This window comes from Paraburkholderia nemoris, assembly GCF_905221015.1.
GTDB lineage: Bacteria > Pseudomonadota > Gammaproteobacteria > Burkholderiales > Burkholderiaceae > Paraburkholderia > Paraburkholderia nemoris.
In genome coordinates, this window is sequence record NZ_CAJNBO010000043.1 from 21,706 (window position 1) to 46,231 (window position 24,526).

Genomic DNA, 24,526 nt, shown 5'->3' on the forward strand with positions numbered 1-24,526 from the left:
TCAGGCTGCATTCATGGTGCCGGCGCCGATCGCATCGGCACCACGGGCTTTGAATTCGCAAAGCTTGGGCTCGCTTCGCGGCAGTTCGGCCTGGGCTTGCGCGCTTTTCGGCCCGGTGAGCGTGTGGCTTGCAGCATGAAACTCGACGGTGCCAGGCGCCCCCACTTCAATGCCATTACCCTCCATTTTCAGATACGCTTTGGCGGCATTGAGCAGCACGCGCTTCGGCGCTTGCAGGCTGACTCCGGACTGTGCACTGGCCAACGTCACGGCCTTCTGCGCCGACGCACTGAGCGTCCCGCCGTTCTGCGCCTGCACGCTCACGGAACCCGTCGCGGCATGCAGCGCGATGCCTTGGCCGGAGACGGGCCGCCCCTTGCCGGCTATGCCTTGCGTATAAAGCGCGATGCCCTGATTGGCCACCACGCTGGTCTTGCCCTTCGCCGTCAGTTGCAAATCCTGTCCCGCGCTGAGCACAGTCTCCGTGCCCGACACCCACACGTGACTCTTCGCGGACACCGCTGCGACACCTTGCTCGCCATGCGCAAGCAGATGTGGGCGGCTCCATGCAATGGCGCTCCCGCTGCCGCCGCCCTCACTCGCGGCGCCGTTTTCGCGCACGCCGCCGAGCGCATCGTGGCTTTGCTGAATACCCTTGGCCGCGGCCAGTTGCGACGCCTGACCGGAGGCAGCGCCTTGCGCCGCAGTATCCGTTGCACCGGGTGTTGTCGTCGAAGAAGAGGGCGCCACCCCCAACTCTGCCTGATCCGTCTGCGCGGTATCGGCAAGACGCTGCACTAGTTCTTGACTCTGCACGAGTACCTGACTGGACGCCACTGCGTCCATCTGGCTCACGCCGGGTGCGGAGCTGATCAACATGCCCGAGCCGCCGCGCAGCGCGCCCGCGCCGTCGGTCTTCAATTCGGCGCCGTAGCCGCGATCGACCTGCCGCTGGTTGTCCTGGATCTGCTTGATATGCCCAAGCGTCAAGCCGCTGTTGTGGTCGGTCGTGTAGAGATGCGCAGCGGACTGGCCTGCCGAGTCGTCGAGGAGAAACTGACGATAGCCCCCCGTGCCCTGCTGGCTCAAACTCATGTTCTGCGTCTTGAAGCCGGTCAGCGCGGCCGGATGTCCATTGCCCGCAAACCAGGCCGCGGCATTGCCCGTGCTGCTGCTCGGGCCGCCGGCCTGAGCATTGTGCTGGGCATCGGCATTACCCTGGCCGTTGTAGAGCGCCGCCACCGCCACCGGGCGATCCGGCTGACCTTCCAGCCATTCGGTCCACACCTCTTGTCCGACGCGCGGAACATTCACGCCACCCCAGTTGTCCCCGCCGACTGGAGTCAGCATCCGCGTCCAGGTGCCGGCACCCTGATCGGCAGGGGCATTGGCTGCGTACGGATGATCTTCACGGCTGGCGGCGTTTTGCCCTCGCTGAGCGTGGAGCTGAATTCGGATCCGGTGGTCACGGTCGGTATGGACGGGATTGCCCGCGCCCACCGTGATCGCCGTTTGCGCGCCTTGTGCGACTGCAACGGGATGAGCGCGCGCGCCATGACCGGCATCCGCGAGTGGACGATAACTCTGGGTGGCTGGTAGAGCGAGAAAACGGTTTCGATAAGCCGAATCGCCGTCCGTCAATGGCCCGCTGTCGTGGGTGCCGGCGTCTAGCACCGCGTGCAACGCCGTCGCCATGTTTTGTCCGCTCATATCCACGTCGCGCATCGGCGGTATCGTGCCGAGTCGCTGCGCGATCGCGCTATGAACATTCGCGTCGAGGTTCGCACGGGCTTCGTGTTGCACACGCAGGCAGATAAACGGATCCGATGCATTCAGCGTCGGATGCTGGCTGATCGCAAAGCGCAAGCCGGGCCGCAGGTCTCTGCGCGTGCTCGCCCCTTCGCTGCGCAACGCGGCGACCCGCTGGGCATCCAATTGCTGCTGCGCGCGCTGATCGCCGACTGAACCCGTCTGGAACGCATAGGGGCCCGCGACGTCCCGGTCCACGCCCGGGACCACGGCACCGTTCGCCCGCGCGCCGGTAGGCCGGGTCGACAGGCTCCGGTGATCCCAACTGGCTCGCACGACACTGCCGATGCGCCAACGCCGCGCTGGCATGAAATGTTGAATACTCCCTTGCGGGTCGCCGTCGCTCGTCTGGTGAAAACCGATGGTCTCCGGATTGTCCGGCGTGAAGCGCTGGTTCGAATCGGCCAGCACGAGCGTGTGTTTGCCGAAGCTTGAAGAATCGGCGTCTCCCTCATGCTCGAACCAATAGAAGATGCCTTCTTCCGCCCACAGACGCTCAAGGAAATCGAAATCGGATTCACCGGCTTGCGCAGTGAGACTGCGTTTGCGGTATTTCGATCGATCACTCACCGCCCAGCGCCACGCGGGAGCCACCGCGCCGCGTGTGTGGTAGCCAAAAATCTGCTCGCTGATGTCGATGACGCTCGCGTCCTGATAGTTGTAGCTGTCCACACGCTGGCGCAGCAACGCGAGCCAGGGCTCCACGACCAGGCGGTAGCGGGCCAGGCCGCCGTTGTAGCCGACGAGTTCGGCCGCCACGACATGACCATGCAACGGGCGACGCCCATCGCTGCCCTCGGCCGCCAGCCACTCGGCCAGAACGGGAGCGCCGATCAACTGGGCGAGCGGCAAGCCGGGACGCTCGGACAGCGCCGTCACCTGGAACCGGAAACCGCCGTGGTCGATCGCCTCCCACCCTTGCAGGCTTTCGGCCACCAGCGCCTGAGCGCCCAATGACGTGGTCAGCCACAAGAAGCGGTTCTGCTGTGACCAGCCGCTGAGCAGTGCCTGCAGAATATCCAGAGTCGTCACCATGTTTCTATGCCCCAAAATCGCTGCGACGGTATGGCCCGCCGCGAGCTATCACTGCGCCTGTAGCTCGATCGACTGCACGTCCTTCATTGGCGTGTAGATCTTTCCTTGCATCTCGGCCGGCGCGAGAACGTCGACCGTCATCTCACCGATGAACCGATAGCTTCCTGCGGTAATCCGACGCGAGGAAGAGGTGTCGGTAAAGGTAAGAGCGGAGTAGGGAACAGCGAACGCCAGAGTGACCGGCTCGCCCGGCTTCACGGTGATCTCTTTGGCATAGCGTCGCGATGCTTCGCTCAGATACTTGCTGACGAGACGAACATAAAAGCTCGTGCCCGCGCCGTTGATCGCGCCGATTCGCACGTTCCGTTGGTCGGGGCGAGCGAGGTCAGGCGACCATGTATCAGGTCCCGCGATGCTGATGTCCTTCTGCCCGTCATTGCCGAACGTCAACTCGAGAACGAAACTGTCTCTGCCCGAGTGCGCAGTAAAGACCGGATGGAGATTGATTTCCGGGTGGCCGTTCTTCAGGGCCTTGTCGGCAAGTTGATAAAGCGGGTAAAGCTTGTTGTTGAACGCTTCGCCTAACTGATAGTTATATTCGCCCTGATACTGTCGGCCGTTCTTCTCGAACGAAAAATCCAGCACTGGGCCGCTCCCCAATCCCTGCGCCGGCGCAAAGGTGTGGCTGCTCAAAGCCTGCTTCACCGAGTCGATCTGCTGCCCAGTATGCTTGTCCACATCCAGCACATATTTGCCGATTCCCGTATAACCAGTTTCGGGTAGCGCGCTCATGCTGCGCCCGCGCGCATAGTACGAAATCTTGCCATCTTCGACCGTTACGATCATCGGCGGAGCGGGGTTGACGGTGCCTTGGCCGTCACGAATCACGAAAGAGTCGGAAGGATTCTTACCGCTAGCCATTTCTGTTACTCCGAAAAGAAACACGGAAACCAACGCCAGCAAAGCTGTTCGGTTCATTTCAATACGTCCCATTCGATGCCGGTCCTGCCTTTGAACCAGTCGCGAAAGCCATACATGTAGTACTTCGCTATCGTCGGCGCAGCGTTATACATGCCAAGCCCCATTAAATTCGTATTGGTGGATCGCTGCCAGTTGTCGGTCAGCTGGTTCATGGTGACATCGACAACCTTCTGAGCGTTGATATAGCCCTTGTAGACCGCGCCTCCGTCAAGGAAGTATTCGTCCGGCCAGCCGAACAGGTGGCCTGTCTCGTGTACCACTGCGTTCTGCGTCGGGATCGGCTTGAACTGTTGCGTCAAGCCGTCCCACGCCACCTGTACTTCCCCCCAGTTTTCGGAGTTGAAGCGGGTGCTGGTCGGAAACAGGTTGATGGTCTTGTGACATCTGCCCTGCTCGACGAACTTCACTTTCAGCGCAATAGCGACCTTACATGTGCAAGCGCCAGCGCGGGGGCAGGCCTTCGGCCGCATGTAGTACTTATTCGCGTTCAACCCATGCTCGATCCGCTTCTGGAAGCCCGCAACTTTGGCCAGGCCGCCTGTGCGATTGACGGTCTTTAACTGGATGCCCGGAGCAGGTCCACTGCTATCAAAGGGAATCGATCTGGGCTTACCAGCTGCGTCCATGACGACTTGCCCGTTGGCGCCGAGCAGGTACTGATCCTTCAATGCAACCTTGATGATGACGGTGGCGGTCAACGTCGACGTCGAAGGCGAATATTCGATGTCGAATGTCCCGCTTTGTCCCCCGAAATTCAGGAGCACGGGTTGCCCGGCGCTGTTCAGAACCTTGTGGCCTGACCCGTCCGTCTGGTAATAATCGGCACAGCCCATGCTGACGGTGTAGTCGACCTGCTTCGCCGCCTGCAGTTGCTGGGCGCATACGCTCGGCGGCGGCGCGGGCTGCTTCGAAGGCGGCCCGGCCAATTCGCTGGAAATCGGTACGTAGGGCCTCGGTCCCGACGCGCCCTTAGCCTGCGTCGCCGGACCCGGTCCTGGCGGCGCAGCCGGCGCGGGTGCCGATGCTGCGGCTAGTGCTGGAGTGGCTGCGGACGCCGCCGCGAATGCAGGAGCCGTTGCGGACATCGATGCCGCCGATGCCGATGCCGATGCTGATGCCGGTACCGCCGCGGACGCCGACGTCACCGCAAGCGACGAGGTCCCGCCAGCGCCGCTGCTTGTGAAGCCGCCAGCGAGAAAGTCGCAGACGTCGCCGGGTGGCGGCGTCACGGGTAGTGCGGGTAACGACACCGTTGTCGTCGCGGGCCCCGGGAACGGATGCGAGCCCGCCTTTACGAGGAATTGCCCCGGCGTCTCGACCGTGATGTCCGCGCCCTTGAGCGTGATCCGGTTCGGTCCCTGCTGCAGTACGATGGCATCCTGCGCCAGCACGTCGAGGCGGTCTTCGGTCGACATGATGCGAACCGATTGATCCGCGAGAATCTCCATGGTGGCCGTGTGCGCCTCGATGCTCACGGGCCCCTGATTGGCGATCGCCTTGAGCCCGCCGGCAGCGCTGAACAAACTCACGGCATCGCCCGACGCGGCTGCCACGGTCGCTCCCGCAGCCAGATGCGCGTCGCCTTGTGCCGTCAGATGCACATGCTCGGCGGCATAGGAGACCGCACTGGCCGGCGTGGTGAACGCGATGTTTTCCGGCGATTCCAGCACGACGGCTGGCGTCGCGAAGCGCTCGACCGGGTCGCCGCCGTCGCGTTGCGTGCCCACCGGCCGAGTCGCGCTCTGGCCGTTGACGGCACCTGTGTACTTACCGTCCTGCTGCGGATCGATCGCCTTTAGGAAATCGGCTTGTGCGGCATTGCCCGCGAAGCCGCCCGCCTTAGCGCCGGTGGCCGAGCCGTCGAGGCGTTTGGCGGTTGCGACAGCCTGTTTCAACTGGCCTACGCTTTCGGCGACGTCCATTTGAGTAGAGGTTCCCTGCGCACGCGCGGTACTCGACACGAGCACCCCCTCGCCGGCTCGCACGACGCTCCAACCCTGCGTGGCCAGTTCGAATCCTTCACCGCGATACGCGCCGCGCACGGCGCCCTGCTGAGCGATCAGATAGCCCTGCGACAGGCCGCTGTTCGCAACCGAATTGACCAACTCGTGGCGCGACTGCCCTGACGCGTCGTCCATCACCCAGCGGCTACCGGATTGGCCGTCCAGCGTCTGCGTCTGCATGCCCGACAAGGTGCCCGGGTGATTCGCACTGCTGCCTTCACCAGCAGCGAATGGCGGCTGCACACGTCCGCCGTAAACCTGCCCCAACACCACCGGCATATCGATGTTGCCGGAGTCGAAACCGACCACCACCTCCGCACCGATCCGCGGCGTGAAGCTGTGCCCGAAATTGGGACCGGCCGTTTGCTCGGCGAGGCGCGCCACGACACCGGACTGATGGTTGCCCGGCGCATGGCCGGCCGGATTCGAGCGGCTCGCCGTGTCGGTGAGACCGCCGGGTAGGGGAGCCACGCCTCGCATCCACGGGAACTGGATGCGCACCTGATGATCCCGCGTGCTGCTAACCCGGCTGTTGGGCTCGCCCACCACGATTGCGGTCTGTACGCCGGATACCGTCGGCCGATCGCGATAGGGCGGCACGATCGGCACGCCCGCGGGCACCGCGACAAAGCGATTGCGATAATGCCCCTGCTCCAGTTCCCCGTACTCCAGAAGCTGAGCAATCTCGGCACCGAGGTTGTTGACGGCCTCATGCTCGATCGACAGCGGGACAAACGAAATCGTCTTGTCCAGATAGCCGGTCAGCGTATGTACTTTGCCGGCCTCCAATGTGCGCGAAGAACCGGCGCCATGATGGATCAGCTTCGGCAGACGCAAGGCGTCGAAGCGTTGCTCGGCATAACGCTGGGCGCCGTTGACCGTGTCGAAACGCCCGGCACGCTGCCCATCGAAAATCTCCCGGACGGGCATCACGGGCGCCCCGGAATCGGCTTGACCCTGGGCGTGCCCGCTGAGCGCCAGTAACTCGCTGGCTTTCCAGCTCGTCGCGACAACCCGGTCGGGCACGATCTGATGACGCTCGGTGAACTGCGTCATCACGCCGTCCGGATCGCCCACGTCCTGTTGATTGAACGCAATCGTGCTGCCCTTGCCGAGCTCGGACCGGCGGTCGAACACCACGACTGTGTGGTCGCCTGACGGTGCCGTGCCGCTATCCTGCGCGTGTTCGATGCGAAAGGACAAGCCGGCTTCCGATAGCTGGCGCATCGCGAAAGCGAAATCGGTCTCGCGATATTGACCTCGCAAAGCGAACGTGCGCAGCGGCTCCTTGAGCTCGTAGCGTCGACGCGCCTCCGGATAATCGCCGAACACCCGTTCACAGATGCCTTCCGTATCGAGATCGGTGAAGTACAGGCAATTGCGCCGCAGATGCAGGAAGGCGAGCCACGATTCCAGCGTGAGCCGGTAGCGGGTGACCTCACCATCGCTGTCGGCATAGGCGGCATGGGTGATGTAGCCGTTCCAGCAGCGCTCGCCCGCGCCGGTCGCGAGACGCAAACGCGCCGCGCTGCCGAGCAGCGGGGTCAGGTCGAGGAACGGCTCGTTCGACAGCAAGTCGATTTCAAAACGAAACGATTCGTTGACGGCTTCGCGACCGTGAAAGCGTTCGACCGCGAACTTGCGCGGCAATGCGGTATCGATCTGGATATGGCGCGTGGCCTGCGAATATCCCGTCAGTGCGGCAACAAGATCCATGTCATTTCCCCGTGTTCTTGCGCGAGCACTGTACGCTCGAGCGCATAGCCTGCCTCGGCGATTTCGAATTGGCGATTTGCATCAGGCTGCCTTTGCGGCCAAAGCACTACCCGATTCCATTGCGTGCAACAGACACTCCACGCAAACCTTGTCGGGAAAATTAGGCAATTGCGTATCCAACTGGTCCGGCCCGTCGAACGAGTGCTCGGCCGCGTGCACCACCAACGCGCCCGGACAGCCGAAAGTCACATTGCCGCCCTCGATGGTCAGATGCGCGCCACCGCTCACCGCGAGGTGCACGGTCTTCTTTGCGGCGAGCTCGACGTCCGCACCGATGGACGCCACCTTCAACTCGTCTCGTGAACGCAGCGCCAACGCGTCATGCTGGGCCTGCAGGTCAAGATTGTCCTTGCCGGAGATCACGCTCAACCCCACGCCGTTTGCCGCGTTGGCGCCTGCGAGCCAGCCAATGCCCTGGCCGCTGTGCACGCGCAGTGCTTTGTTCACGGCCACGTTGGTATCGAGGCCGCTGCCGACGGTCAGGGTTTCGCCCGCTACCCACTGCAGCGCCTGTCCGGCGAGGACACCCTGGCCGCCATGCGCTTCGATGCCCAGCACGGCGTCACCCGTGTGAGGCAGCGGCTTGTCCGTCGACCGGTTCGGTGCATCGGCCACCCCTTGCTGGAAGCCGTCCGCGCTCACCGTGGTCCCGAAGCTTTGTGCCAGCGCGTCGAGCGGCGCGGCCTGGCCGTTGATCATTGACTGATCGGCGCTCTTCACGCCGCGCTGTGCTGCCAGCGGCAGGGTCTGGTGCGTGTCGGCCGTCTTGTCGAGCAGACGGGCCAGAGTGATTTGCTGCGCGAGCAACGACCGCAGTGGGGCAACGTCGCCCGCGGGCTGCCCCGCGCCCGCCGCGTAACTGCTGATCAGCACGCCCCGCTCGCCGCGCACTGCCCCGTAGGCATCCGAGCGCAACTCGACGCCCTGCCCACGGAAACTGCCGAGGTAGTTATCCGCCTGGTAGCGTAGATGTCCCAGATTGAGCTGCGTGGCCGCATGGCTCGCGCTCATCTGCAGGCGGCCCATGCCGTCGCTGTCGTCCGCCACCAGTTGATTGGCCCCCTGGCCGTCGAAGCCCTGGCTCTTGAAACCCGACAACGCGCCAGCGTGATTGTGACGGTTCGCGCCCGCACCCGCGCCGTGCCAGGCTGGACCGTGACCGCCGGAAAGATTGCCTTGAGCGCTCGCCATCTGGTCGGCCGCTTGCCGGTAGATCGATTCGTCGAGCGGCTGCCCCGGTTCACCGCCGGGCGTCGGGGCTTCGCCGCCTTCCCCGCGGCCGTTGAACAGGCCGCCGAGCACGATCGGCCGGTCGATCAGGCCATGGTGGAATTGCACCAGCACTTCCTGACCAATCCGTTGCATCTGCTGCAGGCCGTGACCGTCGCTGGCAAGCCGCTGCATGGCGCGGGTCGGATAGGTGCCGTTGTCGCCCTCGGCCTGCCAGTGAAAGCGCAGCCGCAATCGGCCCTGCGCATCCATGTGAAGCGGACCGGTCGCACCCGGACTGGATTCCCCCTGCGGACCGACCACAATGGCGGTCTGCGCGCCGAGCGCCGTCGACACCGGGTTCAAGCGTTGCCCCGTGCCGTCCTCCAGCGTTGGGCGCCACGGCTGCGAGCGCGGTACCGCGTCGAAACGATTCGCGTAGCCGCCGGCCTTCGCCTGCTTGAGCACGCGCGAATCGAGATCCGCCGTCGGCAATGCACCGAGACTCCGTTCGACCGTTTCCATGACGGTCTGCGGCAGATTATTGACACCGACATGCTGCACAGCGGTCAGCAGAAACGCATCGGGCATCTGTGCCCCGCCGGGAACCTGCCCCCACGGCGCCTGCGTTAGCCGCAGCGCCCGGCCGGACGTGGCAGTGCGCAACGTGCTGCAGCCGGTCCAGAAACGCGCGTCGGAAACGATCGCTTGCGCCTGGCGCCGCGCGGTGTCTTCGGCCTGGCGAAGGCTGGCGAAGGCCTCCGGTCCGACGTCGTCGTACAGTTCGCGGGGCCCGCCAGGATTGCCGAGGCTCGCCGCCGCCGTGGTCGACTGGTTGCTGCGATAGTCGCTGCTGATCAATGTGAGACGGTCGGCCGTTAGCGACAGCGACTGCCCCATGCCGAGGATCATGTCGTCCGCCGCCGTCGCCATATCGCTCAGGCGTTGCGGCACGCCACCGAGGCGAACGGAAGTATCGTCTTCGGGAAGCTGCGTGCTGTCGTCGAAAATCAGCAACGTATGGCCGGACGGCGCATCCGCATCTTCGACGAAGCAAAAACCCAGGCCCGCCGCGGCAAGCTGATGGCGGACGAAATCGTAGTGGCTGTGAGTTCGGTACTGGACGATGTAATCGTTCGGGCCAAGCGCCTCGATGCGCTGATTCGCGTCCGTCGTGAAGCGCCATTGGGCGATATCGGCGTAATCGCCGAAGACCGTGCCGAGCACCTCGGCCACCGTCTGGTTGACGAACGTGCGCTCGTCGCGGCCGTGGGTCAATGCCGCCAGCCAGGGCACCAACTGCAGATAGTAGCGGGCGAGGCCCGCGTCATAGCCGATACATTCGGCCTCGGCCACGAGGCCGCTACGGGTTGCGACCGTACCGTCGCCCAACGTGGTTCGAATCGTGGCGCGCTGACCGAGCATCGCCTCCAGATCCAGACCCGGATCGGTGGCCAACGCGTAGACATCCCATTGATAGTTGTTGCCAAGCGACTCGCGGCCAACCCAGCGCTCAATCTGCATGGCCGATAAAGGCCCGCTCCCCTCGAGCGAATAGAGACGATTAAACGTGCTGAACATCGAGGTGAATTGCGCAATAACGCTCATGTGGGCCCCGCTCTCTCTCAAATTACGACCGCTTTCTTTGAGTACATATTGCCGCATAAGAAACCGGCGATTCTTTAATCGGCCAATATGACCGCTTTCTTTGACCGGCGGCGGCCTCACCCCGCGCACTTGATGCGTGTCGATGCGGCCCCGTTTGCGGCCAGTCATTTTAAATGACAGTCCGAGGCTTATCCATAAAAACTCTGATATTTAACAAATGGCGCGAAATTGGCAGCACTATACCGAAGCAATTCAAATCCTCAATGACCATCGGCATTGCCTTATCTGAAAGCGGAATCGCTGATACCTCAATTAAAACCCCTGATTGGAGTATCGCTTCCAATCGGCATTAGCAAGTAAAATCGGGAATCCCCGTTTCAGCCAATCGGCCGAGTGCGCTCGGGGCATTCAATACGCATAGCTCAAACGGATAGAACGATAAGGAAACCAGCGCATGACACGTCCATTCATTGTCCTCGGCGACAAACATAGTCACGGCGGCTCCGTTACCAGCGCGGCAACCAGCGCCAAAATCGGCGGCAAAAACATTGCCCGCCGCAACGATAAGGTGACCTGCCCGATTCATGGCCCCAACCACATCGCCGACGGCGACGACACGGCCATCATCGAAAACGAAGGCGCGGCCCGCGACGGCTACAAAACCGCCTGCGGCGCGACGCTGATCGCGAGCCAGTCGACCACCGGCGGCGCATGAGCACGGCACAGGGATCGGCAGGGAAAAGCGTGGTCCAGCGCTCGAGGTTGAGCACCGCCCTGACAGCGGTCGCGATATTCGTTTCTGTATGGATTGTCGCTGCGTTGTACTGGAAGACAACCTATCACGCGCCCACCTGGCGGGACCTGCTGCTATGCGGCGTGGCATTGCCTATGCTGCTGGTCGTGGGACTCGCGCTGGGCCGCAGGAGTATCGAGCGGATACGGCAGCCGGAGCGCGTCGTCCAACCCGCCGGTCAGGCGACAGGCGTGGCTTCCGGCGACGATTCCGCACAACAGTGGACGATGGCATTGCTCGACAGCAGCCTGCGCCTGCCGTCGGGTATCACGCCCGAGGAAATCGGCGACGCTGCCCGCGAAGCAGCCGTGGTTAAACTGCATCCCGATCTGACGCGCCACGACGGCGTGAGAATCTTTGCCAGCGGGGTCGCCTCAATCGCGCCCGATCGTTTCGATGAAAGTCTGCTGCCGCCCGACTCGGCAGAGGCGTTGAACGACGAACACCGGCGCGCGATGCTGCTGGCTGCCGAGACGCTCGACGAGTTGATGGAACGCCAGGCCGGCGCCGCGAGCGCTGATGCCAACATCTCGACGGAACAACCGTCGCTCAAGCTGCATCTGCTATTTCCCGAACGTTGGCAGCCGGTGGCGGCGACGCTCGCCGCATGGCTCGACGCGCACCTCGCCCGCGAGCAATGGATGCCACGCATGGAGCGCGTCGCCCCGGTGTGCGTGGCCGATCCGGTCGAAGCTTTGGCGATGCTGGACCGACTGAACGAGGTCCTCCGTAAGCAGCCGCTCACGACACGTCACATCGTGCTGGCTCTCGATTCATCCCTCGGCTGGGCCACGGTCGATTCGCTGGACAATCTCGACCAGCTCTACACGCAGCAGCGCCCCAACGGGCACGTGCTCGGCGAAGGCGCCTGCGCATTGTTGCTCGCCCATCCTGCGGCGGCGGATGTCGTTCCAGCAGCGCACATTCATCGGCTCATCTCGAGCCGCCTTTCTGCTCCCGTCGAGCAAGCCGGCCAACAGCGGGGAGACGCTGTGATGCAATTGCTCGATTCGGCACGCAAGCATACGGTGGCGCCCGAACTGGAGATCGCGGCGTGCGCGCTGGTCAGCGACGCCGACCAACGGATCAGCCGGCGTGCGGAAATGACGGCTGTGGCCGAGCTGGCGTGGCCAAACTCGGACATCAGCGGGCGCTGCCTGCATCTGGGTCTCGCAAACGGCGAGAGCGGTGCGGTGCTGGCGCTGAGCGCGATCGCAGTGGCCGGCGACCACAGCCTCAGGGAGCAACAGCCGACTTTCGCCGTCTCGACCAACGATGCGACAGCGCGAGGGGTGATGCTTGTTAGCCTCCCGCAGAAGCCGTCCGCGCCGTCGAACGCTCAGGACTCGGTGTGATGCCATGTTCGTGCGTGTGCGCGAAAGTCGCGCTCACGTCAGAAACGCGCTGCCGGTGCGGCGTGGGCATCTCAGCAATTCCTCACCGTCCTTACTGGAAAGCAACACCAACTGGGTAAAACTATTGGTGGTCACATACAAGCTCACGAGTTCGTCCATCACTTTTGCGAAGACGTGAACACCCGTGCCGGCGAAGCAGTCCGGGTCGACGGTGAGGTGAATTTCAATGCCGCGCGCCATGCCCGCAAAGGGCTGACTGGGCACCCATGCTGTCACAACTTTCTGCGTCAGATCCACCACGCCCTCTATCTGACGGACGGAGATCGCGGAGTCCTGAAGGTTGTGAAGTTTAAGCAAGTCCCGAATCGGCTCGGCCCCCCCTGTCAACTGCACAGGGTTGAGCGACAGCTGCGAAATCAACCGCCACAGGGCATTGTGTCCGTGCCTGAAGCGTATCGACTTGGTAGGCCGGTGCAGCAGGGAAATACGCCGGGCGAGCGTACCGCCCTCCAGCGTCAAATCTCCACCCGGCAAGCCATACTCGAGATGTTCGGGCAGGTCGCGATTGCTGCAGGTGAGCTTGCAATCCAAGGCGTTCGGCGGTGACGCGACTTCGAGATCGCCGTTCACGAAACTCAAGGCCACTTCCAGACCAGGACTATTGCGCGCCGCTAGATCGTCCCTGTGCAACTTCCAGTAAATCGTATCGCGGTTGGGACGCAGACTGTGCCGCAATGAATAAAGCGGATCGAACACCGAGACTTTGTCGCCTTGCGGGGTTTGTTTGGTCTGGACGACGGAGTCGATTGAATACACCTCGTAAGCATGCGCAATTTGCTCGTCCACCACCAGCGGATACGCGGCCTCGGTCGATGACGCACTGGCCTGATCGCCAAGTTTGCCCGATGTCTCGAACAGGTTGACGACCGGTGTGCAACCCAGCAAAACATGCTCCGTTGCGAGACTCTGCAGGACGCGCGCCTCGGCAGAATCGGCCAGGATATCCTTCAGCAGCACATGCAAGGTGAACTGTCTTCCACCTAAACGGCCAGCCTGCCGGAGATCACAATCGAAGAAGCCGAACTTTTCCGGGTAAGCAAAATATTCGCTGAGCAGCAGATAGGCAGGATCCGACGTTTCAGGGTACGGTACCAGCGCGTCGGCACGAGCCATCCCGGCAGCGGTGAAGGGGAAGCGGTCGAGTGCAATCCAGCGTCCGCTTTGTCCGGGTTCCACATAGGCGCACAACGCGCGCATCGACAGCGCATCGCGAAGCGCTGCCGTAAATAGCGGTTCGCCCCGCGTGTACAGCCGGACCGAATCCAACTGCAATTCCGCTGCCGAAGCATGGCCCGACTGAATCCCGAAAGTCAGCGAAATCTGCGCGCTAGCCCCGGCTGGCGCACGGGAGAGACTCGGCACCTGCGCGATGGCGTGAAAGCGGGCACCGGTCAATCGCAGTGGCGACAATGTCACATCGTACGCAGTACGGAAGAATACTTTCGTTCCACGCACGGGACGGCTATAGAGTTCCGTACCGCGCGGGATAGTAACCGACGAGGACATTTGCGCGGCCCGGCTGCTGTCCACATCGAAGCAGGCGATGGAGCAGGAGGGAAACGGGCGCAGGTAGTGCGGGTACAACGTCCCGATCAATGCTTTCGTGAACTCTGGATAGTCATCTTCGATGTTTTTCGCCGCGCGCGCCGCGAGCAACGCGAACGTTTCGAACAGACGCTCTGCATGAGGATCTTCGCTCCCGCTATCCCCCCTGAGGGCGAGGCGCGTGGCGATCTTGGGGTAACGCTCCGCGAACTCGCGTGCCCGCTCGCGCAAGAGAGCAAGCTCCCGTTCGTAATAGCGTACCAGGTCGTCCATGAGTCATTCTCTCGCAGGGATATCGTTCGCACAGGATACGGGAAGCGCACAGCCCATACGAACCCGGCTGCCACTCCGCGGCCCGGCTTGTGTGGATGCGCTTATGCGGCAGCGCCCGTACGCGCCTCGGTTTGCGCGTGCACCGGCGCCGTCCAGGGCGGGCTGACCAGCACCGCGGCTCGCGCCAGAGGGTCGGCGAGGGAAACCGCAAAAGTCGGTTGCAATTCGTTGAGGCTATGGGCCGCAGCAATCGCGACCGCGCTTAGCGCCAGTACCGCGCCGCTCTCCCCATTGGCGAAGCCAAGGTGCTGGCACCGGCTTTCCGCATTCGAACCGGGCCAGACCGACTCGGCCACGCCGGTAATTTCGGTGCGCCGGCTAGTGCGCTGACTGGCGTCGCTGACCAGCGCGCAGGCCCTCATCTCCAGACCGGGCGCCGCCGTTTGCGTGCGCGCACTGTCGAGTAGATGCATCGTCGTGTCGTCGCGCGCTTGCTCCGGCTCGTCGGCGGAGGACAAACGCTCGGCCGCCCGCATGCGATGGACCCGCGCCACCGGCAACGCGGCGTTTTCGCCTCGAAGCGCGAGCATCAGGGCGCAAGCGCCTTCGCCAGGAACATGGCCGTCCGGGCGATTGCGACCGTAAAGCCGGTCGGTGCGTTCGAGAAGAGTCATCTCGTTCTCCCCAAGCCACGAGTCGCAGGCCAGCACGATATGGCGGGCCGGCGATGAATCTCGATTGAGCGACACATTCAGATCGTCTACTACAGCCAAGGCCTGAACCGGATTGGCGACGGTCGTCACGCGCGCGCGCGTCGTAGCTGGCGACCAGGGTTCGCGAGCCAGGTGCGCATCTAACCAGGTGGCGAGGGTGGGTGCCTCGCGCTTCCAGCGCTCGGGCAGCAGCAGATGAAGTTCGAAGGGTGCGACATCCGGGTGCGCGTCTTCATGAGCGGCGAGGGTCACCACCGCATGGCGTTGCATCAGATCGTCGAGCGCCTCGCCAGCCAGCATCAGCGCGCGCCTGTGTTGGTCGCCAAGGTTCGCGGCGGTGCCGTCAGGGAGCAGGTTTTCATCGAAATCGTCTAGCGAAACCGAGGCGACGTTGCTTGCAAAAATGCGTGTCTGGTCGGCCCGCCTCAGTTCGGCATGCAATCCGACCACCTGCTGTTGTCTTGCCAGCGCGGCAATTTCGTCGGAGGTGGTGCCGGCGGGAAGGGACAGGCTGCTGTCGAGCACGGCGAGCGTCCATGTCGACGAATCGTCGCCGGCAATGGAGGGGGGGGGCGCGGTAGCTTTTATCGCGGGCGCGCCGGGTACTGGCGTCCGCGTCAGGGCAATGCTCTTGCGCACGCCGATGAAACTGGCGATCAACAACACCGGCAGCGCGATACCAACCAGCAGCAGATCTTGCCCGCTAGGCACTCGATAGATCGACTTCCAGTAAATCAGTGCGATCCCCCACACCAGGACGAACACCGCGGCCACAGAGGCCACGTTGCGTAACGTCGAACGCTGGCTCATGCATTTTCCCCGTTCATCGTTCTTTTATTTTCAGCCTGCGCCTTCAATAACAACCGTATCGTCGTTGCCCGCAATGTGATTATCGCGGCGAATGGGACACGTGACCTGCTTATTGTGCGCACTACCTTTACTGGCGGTCGCCGCGATTGTCGAGGTGCTAGTAACAGTGCCACCGTGGCTATGTTTTTCGCATAACACGATAAATGGACGTGTCATTACAGGTCTCCCCCGCGGACAGCAATAGTAAATGAACCGGACAAAACTCGACAGGCTGCACCGCCGTATTCCTATGGTAAATTCCACAGCAGATTCTACTGAGGATTAGCGCGGATTTCATCCGAAAACGCTCCGATCCAGCTTAACCTAGCGGCAATCGTTGAGTAAATATTTCCGCAACTGGATTGTCCGTTGCCACATCGCAGGTAAATAAAACACGCTCGAATAGGTAATGGGACCCGTATGGACGCTATTTCCCAGTTAACAGCCGCGTGGCAGCAACAAGCCCACGGCGGTACGAATCCACCGCCTGCGGAATTCCTCGTGTCCCGGATGCAGCAAGCATTCGTCTGCCCGGATCAGATGCAAACGCCCCTTCCTCAATTTCCAGAGAAAGTCCGTGTCGCGTGCCTGTTGCTCGCGACGCAACCGGATAGTCCTCTGGCCACCAAGCTCGCGTGATCGTGGACGCTACCGATTGGATTGATCCGTATCCGGATGATGCATTGGAACAACTGCGCGACGCGTTCGACCCGCCGCCGGGTACCGATATTCGGTATTACGCATTGTTCGATATGGTGTTTTCGCCGCCGCTGCGCGATGAATTGCCGTCTATTGGGCTCGGAGCCACTGTCGTCGCGCTCTACGATGGCGTGTACGAAGCTGACGACCTGATGCGGATATCGCCTTGCCTCATGCCGCTTCCCGAGGACGCGGAGCGATTCGATGCCGTCTGTACCAAGCTCTTGCAGCGCACCGCCGGGCGTCCCATGTTTAGTCTGCTGCGCACCACGTACCGGCTCGCCGAGTTGACGGCGCATCTGCGTAGGCAACTGGAGGCGCGGACCGAAAACGGCGACGCGTTTCTCATGCGTTTTGCCGACACGCGATGCCTGCCGGTATTGGCCGGTGCCTTGACCGTGGCTCAGCGTGGCCGCTTTTTCGCAGGTATAGACACTTGGTGGATTTTCGATCGCACGGCGGCGCTTGTGCCGGTCGACGCGCAGGCGATCGACACCGCAAACCGCGAGGCCGCTGCTGCCGATGAAGGACCGTACTGGCTTGACGCGCTGCAATTGGAGCCGCTCAAGCAGGCGGCAAAAGTCGATACGCTGATTTTCCATATTCGCCAGCGACCGGAGAGTTTTGGGCGCTTGACGGCCTCGGCGTCGGAGGTCCATGCATGTGTGAGTGCGGCGATGGCGGGTGAGTTGCCCTCGCCGGCGGCTGCCTCGCGGGTAGCGTTAGCGGCGCTCACGGCGGCCGGATTGCTGGTCGAGGGTTGAACGTGGGACATGTGCTTTGGTGCGGCGGGTGGCGTCGGCGTCGGATGCGCGCGATCGAGTGTTGTCCATGCTCGCGCAAGTTGTGCTTCGCTTCACATCGTCGCTTCACTTGGCTTTTCAGATTGAAGAACAGCGATCCGCGCTGTTTGTAAACCGATAAGAGAATCAGGCCTTCATGAATCACCGTTCTACGATGACGAAATTCGTCCAATGGCTGGCTCCGCTAGCCCTCGTATTGTTGCTCTTCTCAGCGTGCTCGCGCGCGGCGGATTCGCCCGCGCCGCAAACAGAAGACGACACGATGGGGCTCAAGCTGGTTGGTTTGAACTACACGGAGATACCCATTGGCGATTTCTATACCGACGGCACGTGGGGAGCCGCGATCCCAAGCCGTATCGGTAGCTGGAGCGGAACGATTATTTGTTGTGTTTCGTTGCCGAAGAAATGGCATCCTGGTTTGACTGTCGCAGTGCAGTGGCAGGACGACAATTTATACAAGAAGAATCCGAATGCACTGGCGAGCCGCGTGGTGCCTGTCGAGAAATATGAATATTTCTCGGATGGATTTTTATACGTGCTGTTTTTCCCCAATGACAAGATCAAGGTGTATGCGTCGCCTTGGGCGCCAGGATACCCCGATTTTCCCGAAGGCTTGCAGGAGCCAGGCGCGTCGTGCCCGGGTCATTTCACTCTGAAGAATAGCGATCCACGCTGCCCTGCACCCGATAAGAGGATTAAGCCATGAGTTTCCGTTTTGCATCGGCTGAGAGGCCTGATATCGGTGTGGTAACGAAGGACGAGCAAGCGGCAATTCTGCGCCGTCTTACAGAGGACGAGGGGATGAGCTGTTGCAAAACATTGCATATAGGTCTCTTCTTCGACGGCACGCGGAATAATGCTGAGCGAGATCGGCCGGGTAATAAGCACAGCAACGTAGCCCGGCTCTTGGATGTTTATCAGTTAGATCAATATCATCGACGTATCTATGTGGCGGGCGTCGGCACACCGTTTGTCAATGAGGTAGGCGACTATGGTGTGGGTCTGCAGGCCGCGGCGGGTGCCGCGGCCGGTTGGGCGGGTGAAGGCCGCATCAACTGGGCGCTGCTGCAACTTCACAATACGGTACATACGTATGCTCACGGTGTCTCGCTTAGCTTGGCCACCGGCCAGGTCGACAAAGACATCGCGAAAGCGATGAGCGCCGACATGAACTTCGCAGGCATCAACCTCGGCGGCTCGCCCCCTCGCCCGGGCAGCATTGGCGATGTCAACGCGCGCGCCAGTACCACGTTGGGTGCCATGAGCATGATCTCCGCCGAGCACACCGGCGTCGAACTTACGTGGAACAAGGATTCGTCGTGGGCGCAATTGTGGCGAGACTTCTCTGGTTCCCAGCGGTGGAAAGAAGCCCTGCAGGTTTGGGACGAGAAACGACGTAAAGTGCTACTTGATCGTCGCGCTCAACTCAACGCGCGCGTCGGCGATAAACTGACCAAGGGCAACCCGAAGCTGCAACGTATCCGCCTGTCGGTATTCGGTTTCTCTCGTGGCTCCGCCGAGGCACGCACCTTTTGCAACTGGCTGGTCGATGCATTGGATGACGGGTTCACCCTGTGCGGCGTGCCGGTATCGGTCGATTTTCTCGGCATATTCGATACGGTAGCCACAGTGGGGATTGCCCAGAGTACGGCCGCAACCTTGTGCGACGGCCACGGTGGCTGGGGGCGCGCCGAATTGATGGCTATACCGCCGCATGTCCGCCGCTGCGTGCACATGGTGGCGGCGCACGAGCCGCGTGGTTCGTTTCCGCTGGATCTGATCGATCACACGGTGGGCGATCGCGAAGAGATCGTCTACCCGGGCGTGCATTCCGATGTCGGCGGCGGTTATGGGCCCGCTGAACAGGGACGTGGCCAGGGCGATGCCGACAAGTTGTCACAGGTGCCGCTGCTGGACATGTACCGTGAGGCGCGCAAGGCCGGCGTGCCGTTGGACATCAAGGGACCGGGTATTGCCGCAAGGTCGGCGGATGCCTTCAGGATATCCGCTGGATTGAAGCAAGCGTTCACCGCCTACGTGAAGACCAGCGAGAACTACTACTACGCCAAAGAGAACGGTACTCCGGGCCTGATGCGTGCGCATTACGGGCTCTACTTGCGCTGGCGCAAACAGCGGCTGAATAACTTGCGGGATCAGCCGGGCTACAAGGCAGCGCAGGCCGGATATCCGCAGGACGCCGCGGATCTTGACAGTGCAAACGAGGAACTCAGAGCGGAGTGGGCTGATTTACAGGAAAGCGAGAAGAATGGCGGTCCGAGCCTGGCGCGCTACGCCGTAAAAGGCGTGGGGGCCTGGATCCGCAGTAATCCTAAGACTGTGGCCGTGCTTGAACCGATGTTGGTACCGGGGGCCGTTGTCGTGGGGTTGCCGGCAGCCGTGCTGGGTGCTTCGGTGAAGGGTACGGTCGAAGCCCAGCTTCAGGAGAAATGGCAGCAGTGGCTGGAGGTGCGTGACGACTGGAACATGGGGGCGCCTGAGGATGCGATCGCGGCGCTCTACGACAACTACATGCACGATTCACGCGCGTGGTTCAAGCCGCTCGGCGACGATGACGACGTGTGGAACTACCAGCAGATCAAGAGGCTGAAAGACAAGCAGGCGGCCTATGAGCGCGAGCATGCCGCGTGGGAGGCGCGCATGAAGGGGGCGATGCCCACCAGCGCGTGGGACGCGGTGAAGGAGGCCGGCTTGACGACGCTCGGTCCGGCTGGAGCCGTCATCCTCTCGCAGGAACCGAAATCACCGTTGACGGTAGACGAGACCGATCAACTGAAGCGCTACGATGCGGGGATGCAGTCGGCTCAGCAGGCACGTCAGGCCAAGGATCCAACGGCGCCGACCGACAGTGCAGTATTGACCGATCCCAAGGTTACTCAGGGGCTGGCCTTGCAGAAAAGCGGCCGCGAGTTCTATTTCCTGTGGGGTTACTTGCGCTGGCGCACGGTGTTCGTCAACGGTGTACGTTGGGATGCGCCGCATGTGAAGACGGCGCAGGAGGAGTGGCAGGACCAACTCATGAACGCACAGCACAATCTCAGTGTGAACGGCATGTTCCCCCACTGATTAAGCATTCGTCGTACTGGCACCTAACCGCGGCGAATCATTTCGACGCTGAAGGCGAACACGGCGGTGCCTATCGAATGGACAACGGGAGAAAATAGCAACGTCGACTCCAGGCCAATGCATCTCACATGACGCCGACGCCAAAGTTTACGTACGGTTTGAACGACATGATCGCGTGAATCAAAACTGAGTGTTATTTAGCACGGCCGCCACTTGAGTTACTTCTGTCCGGGTGTCGATCGACACCCGGTCGCTCGCACTTCATCAGTGGGCGGGAGGCTCAAGACCGTCCTCCAGCCTCAGGACCCTTGCGATTCCCCTTCCGCCGAGGCTGGGCACAGGAAGTCGCCTCGCTCCCCATCATCCCCCGCGACATACTTGTCGAGATTGAGAATCGAGAGCGTGCCGCTATCCTGCCCGGAGCCGATGACATAGAGCGTCTTGTTGTCCGTGCCAAAGATCGCTTGCGAAGCGCCGTTTACGACAGGGTAGCTTCCCATGGAGAGCCGCGTGGCGACCTTGATCACGCTCACCGCCGGCGTTTTACTATAGGTGTTCGCGACGGCGACGAGCTTGCCGTCATTGGTGCCGGCGATCATCTGGGCGGACGAGGTGCAGACAGGATAGGTCTTGCGCACGGCGAGCGTATCCGGATCAGCCCACGCCAATGCGGGTTGTCCGCCGGAGAGCCACACGCCACGAGCGGATGATATGGGCATGGCAGCGGAGAAACCGTTCAGTTCATGCTCCCCGACGAGACGGAAAGTCTGGGTGTCGAACTCGAGCATGGAAGACTTCGACACGGTATTCACAAAGAAGCGGCGATTATCTGCCGATAGCCACATCATGACCGGGTGCCTGAACTCCCCTTGCGCAACGGGCTGGTCCGACAGCTTCAGTGTGGCCATGACCCGGGGCCAATGCGTGACGCTGACAACGGAAACGCTGTCTTCCTGGCCATTGGCGACAAAGAGCCTGTCTCCGTCCGGGGAGAGGAGCACCTCGCGCGGGAAGCTGCCCAGCTTGACCGCGTCCAGCAACGTACCGGTCGACAAATCAATGCGCACCAGGCTGTTTTCGCGCATCGAGGCGACATAGGCATAGCGTTCGTCTGCGCTCACCGCGATACCCGCGGCACCCACGCCACGGCAGTAGCTATCGAGGCACTGGCTCGCCTTGAAGGAATCTCCCTGAATAGTGCGGATCACCGCGCGCTTCGTGATATCGACCACGCTCAGCGTGTTGGCGGCATTGTCCGTGACGTAGACATACTTACCCGACGAGCCGATAGCCATATGGTCGGGATTCCTGCTCACGCTAATGACCGCGCCGGCGGCGGTGCTGGCGGCGACTGGTGCGGGGCGGCGTTGGTTGTCTTCGCGGATCATCTGCTCAGCGGATTGAGTCTCCTTGATGGCGTTCTGGTGAGCCTGTTCTTCGGCACGTTGGGCCGAGATCTGGGACTTCCAATCCAGCAAGGCGGGGCTTTGACCGTATTGGGCTACCGCGAAAAGCGCCGCACTGCCGAGTGCTCCGACTACCAGCGGCAAGCCGGCACGTTGAAAAATCGACTTCGTGGGATCGCCCTGACAGAGAACGAGCGCAGCCAGAAAACCCACAATCAGACCGCCACAGTGCGCGGCCTGGTCAACCCCGGCCGTGAAGAAACCGGACACCAGATTGATCGCGATAACCTGCGCAACGGCGCGACCGCTGATGCGAATGGGCGAATCGCGAGGCCAGCCGTCCCGATGCCAAATTGCCAACGCAATTGCGGCGCCGGCGAGACCCATCAACGCACCCGACGCACCGACGCTGACCACTGGACGAATCGCTGTCACGGGAATCAGTTCGCCCAACGCCTGTTGCATACCGCTAACCTCGTGGTAGCCATGCCAGAATGCACTCAGCAAGCTCCCGCCGATCGCGGACAGCAGATAAATGACGCCAAACCGCAATGAACCGACCATGCGTTCGAGCAGGCTGCCCAGTATCAGCAGCATGTACATATTGAGCGCCAGGTGCAGCCAGTTCGCATGCAGGAAAGCGCTGCTGAGCAAGCGCCAGGACTCTCCGGTCAGCGTTAGCGGGGCGAAATTGGCCCCCCAGTCAAGCAGGCGCCCATTGTCGGGACTGCTATAGCCCGATTGCATCCAAAGGAAAAGAAAGATTGCGATATTGGCAATCGCGAGAATCGATACCAGCTTGATATCGTTGAGTTTCTTTATAGATGTCATCCGCGCCCTCTCGCGCTTGTCAACTAGAACTGCGCCCCGTCCACTTTAGTCGCTCGTCTGTGTTCCACCTCGAAACCTAAAGGTTTGAAACGGCTGCTCCTGGGAGATGCGTACGCAGAATTTCGAGACATTTTTCCTGTTCGGACCGCCGCATTTCATAAAACGACAACTTGGCACGACGCGGTTTAGCGCGTGCCTCATTCGGTCGGTTGTACCGAATAGTCAAAAGAAACCGCCCTCGATTTACACTGACGATGTTTTGGTAAAAAATCACAGTGCGGCTCACTCGACACCGATCGTCAAAAAATACAGCACGAGTCGTGAAGTTCATGCTTATTAGCGCCACGAGAGGGACAGCAAAAAGCATAAAAACATCGCCAAATCCTAAAAATGGGTTCGATTGCGCGAAGAAGACGTAGCACGCTGCAATCACAAGCATAACTACAACGAGAAACGGCATCGCAAAGCGGCTGCCGCGCACGATGAGTTCCGGCTGGGTACTTTGAGGTAGGCTGTTCATATTTAGAGTAAAGATTAGAACCATCATTAAACATGACCCGAGCATTACTCTCTTCGATGCTCTGGACGCTGCCGAGCCCGATGTTTCAGATGGGCACTAATGGGATGGGTAGGTATTCTGCACGAAGGTCTGGCCGTTGGCTGAAAAAACACGGCATTAATCCAATCAGCATAGATTCAAGCTTCCCTACCGTTCGTGCTGTCTGATTGTCGCCGACCTGACAGAGACGGATCAACGTCCGAAGTTTTGCCGAACCCGATCCGGTGCAGACCTCAATCGATCACTGATGGCAGCATGTATGCGAAAGACATAAATCAGCCCTGAAGGGACGTCGGCGTCGCTCCACGGCCGTTCGCAAACGAATGCGCAGCGGGGTTAGGCGCCCTAAAATGGCGATCAATAGCGCCTCATGTTGAGATCAACCGCATTCAGCGAGGAGCCTTTACAAAATAAAGCAAAGATATTGCTAACGAGTTTGCGGGGAAACACGTCGCTCTTCATGATGTCTTTTAACGAGACCCCATTGAAATGTTGCTCGCCGCTAAAGCCAGTCGCCACGAAGGAAGTGACCGGTTCATCGCAGTAAATCTGTACGATTCCTTGAAACCCGCCGTCTTTCCCATCCTCGAAGAGTCCCAAAACCATCTCTTCAGGCTTCTGAGTGCTCATGTTGATTTTTTCAACTCGAATCGGATAAACGGTCCAATCAGTCGTGTAAACTCCGCCATCTTCAATGTGTAACACCCTGATGGCCTTGGGGAACGGCGGCGCACCGAAAGCATGGAAGGAAGCTAGTGCGAGCGCACAGGTGATCGATGCGAAAGCGTATTGGTGGGGTTTCATGGCGCGTTGATTGCGATATAGGATGACTACCGAGAGATCGGATAGCGATTGTCAACCATCTTCGAGGCGGTGTCGAACGACCGTTCATGGCCGCCGGCTGCCCGTCAACTTACGCGGCACATTTTCAGAACTAACACGTTGAATAGAGGTGGCCGGTCTACCGTTTCGAGGTCTAACGTGACGCCATGCAAAACATTGGCGATACTGAGGGCAGCTAGGTGTGACCTTGCCCCCGAAAAACGAATCTCTTGCTGAGTGTGTAAACTCAAGCAAGGAGAAGAAACGATGACGGTCAAGGCAAAGCGGGCGCAGTACACGCTCGAATTCAAAC

15 protein-coding genes are annotated in these 24,526 nt (G+C 61.3%); 5 read left to right on the forward strand and 10 right to left on the reverse strand.

The features are described from left to right. The 4 genes from KHO33_RS37940 to KHO33_RS37955 form a co-directional block, all read right to left on the reverse strand. Positions 1 to 2,844: a type VI secretion system Vgr family protein gene (locus tag KHO33_RS37940; protein WP_200567821.1), complete on the reverse strand. Its 2,844-nt coding sequence runs from the start codon at positions 2,842 to 2,844 to the stop codon at positions 1 to 3. 48 nt (positions 2,845 to 2,892) lie between these two features. Next, positions 2,893 to 3,837, reverse strand: a complete 945-nt coding sequence (locus tag KHO33_RS37945; RefSeq protein ID WP_200567822.1) for a hypothetical protein — start codon at positions 3,835 to 3,837, stop codon at positions 2,893 to 2,895. Next, complete coding sequence (locus tag KHO33_RS37950; RefSeq protein WP_200567823.1) at positions 3,819 to 7,544, reverse strand: type VI secretion system Vgr family protein; 3,726 nt, start codon at positions 7,542 to 7,544, stop codon at positions 3,819 to 3,821. Before KHO33_RS37950 ends, KHO33_RS37945 begins: the two co-directional genes overlap by 19 nt. Before the next feature lie 81 nt (positions 7,545 to 7,625). Next, positions 7,626 to 10,421 carry a type VI secretion system Vgr family protein gene (locus KHO33_RS37955; RefSeq protein WP_200567824.1) on the reverse strand — a complete coding sequence of 932 codons (2,796 nt, stop codon included), beginning with the start codon at positions 10,419 to 10,421 and terminating at the stop codon, positions 7,626 to 7,628. Between the two features lie 454 nt (positions 10,422 to 10,875). On the opposite strand from KHO33_RS37955, the gene KHO33_RS37960 reads away from it, so the two are divergent. Together KHO33_RS37960 and KHO33_RS37965 are read left to right on the forward strand one after the other, a co-directional pair. After that, positions 10,876 to 11,136 carry a PAAR domain-containing protein gene (locus KHO33_RS37960; RefSeq protein WP_074281713.1) on the forward strand — a complete coding sequence of 87 codons (261 nt, stop codon included), beginning with the start codon at positions 10,876 to 10,878 and terminating at the stop codon, positions 11,134 to 11,136. Continuing rightward, on the forward strand, positions 11,133 to 12,569 hold the full coding sequence (locus KHO33_RS37965) for a hypothetical protein (protein WP_234480863.1): 1,437 nt from the start codon (positions 11,133 to 11,135) through the stop codon (positions 12,567 to 12,569). The genes KHO33_RS37960 and KHO33_RS37965 overlap by 4 nt, the downstream gene beginning before the upstream one ends. 33 nt (positions 12,570 to 12,602) lie before the next feature. Here the strand turns inward: KHO33_RS37965 and tssF are convergent, their stop codons facing one another. Both tssF and KHO33_RS37975 read right to left on the reverse strand, forming a co-directional pair. Continuing rightward, positions 12,603 to 14,447, reverse strand: coding sequence for a type VI secretion system baseplate subunit TssF (gene tssF / locus KHO33_RS37970; protein ID WP_200567825.1), 1,845 nt, complete (start codon positions 14,445 to 14,447; stop codon positions 12,603 to 12,605). A gap of 101 nt (positions 14,448 to 14,548) precedes the next feature. Then, complete coding sequence (locus KHO33_RS37975) at positions 14,549 to 15,970, reverse strand: hypothetical protein (RefSeq protein WP_200567826.1); 1,422 nt, start codon at positions 15,968 to 15,970, stop codon at positions 14,549 to 14,551. A gap of 674 nt (positions 15,971 to 16,644) precedes the next feature. Between KHO33_RS37975 and KHO33_RS37980 the strand changes: the two genes are divergently transcribed. The 3 genes from KHO33_RS37980 to KHO33_RS37990 all read left to right on the forward strand — a co-directional run bounded on the left by KHO33_RS37980 (position 16,645) and on the right by KHO33_RS37990 (position 20,595). Continuing rightward, complete coding sequence (locus KHO33_RS37980; protein WP_200567827.1) at positions 16,645 to 17,472, forward strand: DUF4123 domain-containing protein; 828 nt, start codon at positions 16,645 to 16,647, stop codon at positions 17,470 to 17,472. Positions 17,473 to 17,647: 175 nt separating this feature from the next. Beyond that, on the forward strand, positions 17,648 to 18,217 hold the full coding sequence (locus tag KHO33_RS37985) for a DUF3304 domain-containing protein (protein WP_200567828.1): 570 nt from the start codon (positions 17,648 to 17,650) through the stop codon (positions 18,215 to 18,217). Then, entirely contained in the window at positions 18,214 to 20,595 is a 2,382-nt protein-coding gene (locus tag KHO33_RS37990) for a T6SS phospholipase effector Tle1-like catalytic domain-containing protein (protein ID WP_200567829.1), read from the forward strand. Before KHO33_RS37985 ends, KHO33_RS37990 begins: the two co-directional genes overlap by 4 nt. A gap of 299 nt (positions 20,596 to 20,894) precedes the next feature. Here KHO33_RS37990 and KHO33_RS37995 read toward each other — a convergent pair whose 3' ends face one another. The 4 genes from KHO33_RS37995 to KHO33_RS38010 form a co-directional block, all read right to left on the reverse strand. Continuing rightward, complete coding sequence (locus KHO33_RS37995) at positions 20,895 to 22,832, reverse strand: rhomboid family intramembrane serine protease (RefSeq protein ID WP_200567830.1); 1,938 nt, start codon at positions 22,830 to 22,832, stop codon at positions 20,895 to 20,897. Between the two features lie 76 nt (positions 22,833 to 22,908). Next, positions 22,909 to 23,379 carry a hypothetical protein gene (locus tag KHO33_RS38000; protein ID WP_200567831.1) on the reverse strand — a complete coding sequence of 157 codons (471 nt, stop codon included), beginning with the start codon at positions 23,377 to 23,379 and terminating at the stop codon, positions 22,909 to 22,911. Positions 23,380 to 23,748: 369 nt separating this feature from the next. Continuing rightward, the gene (locus KHO33_RS38005) at positions 23,749 to 24,195 is read right to left on the reverse strand and encodes a hypothetical protein (protein WP_200567832.1); all 447 of its coding nucleotides are present in this window, start codon (positions 24,193 to 24,195) and stop codon (positions 23,749 to 23,751) included. Positions 24,196 to 24,299: 104 nt separating this feature from the next. Next, the coding region (locus KHO33_RS38010) for a hypothetical protein (protein WP_211629281.1) at positions 24,300 to 24,526 on the reverse strand (227 nt) is incomplete at its 5' end.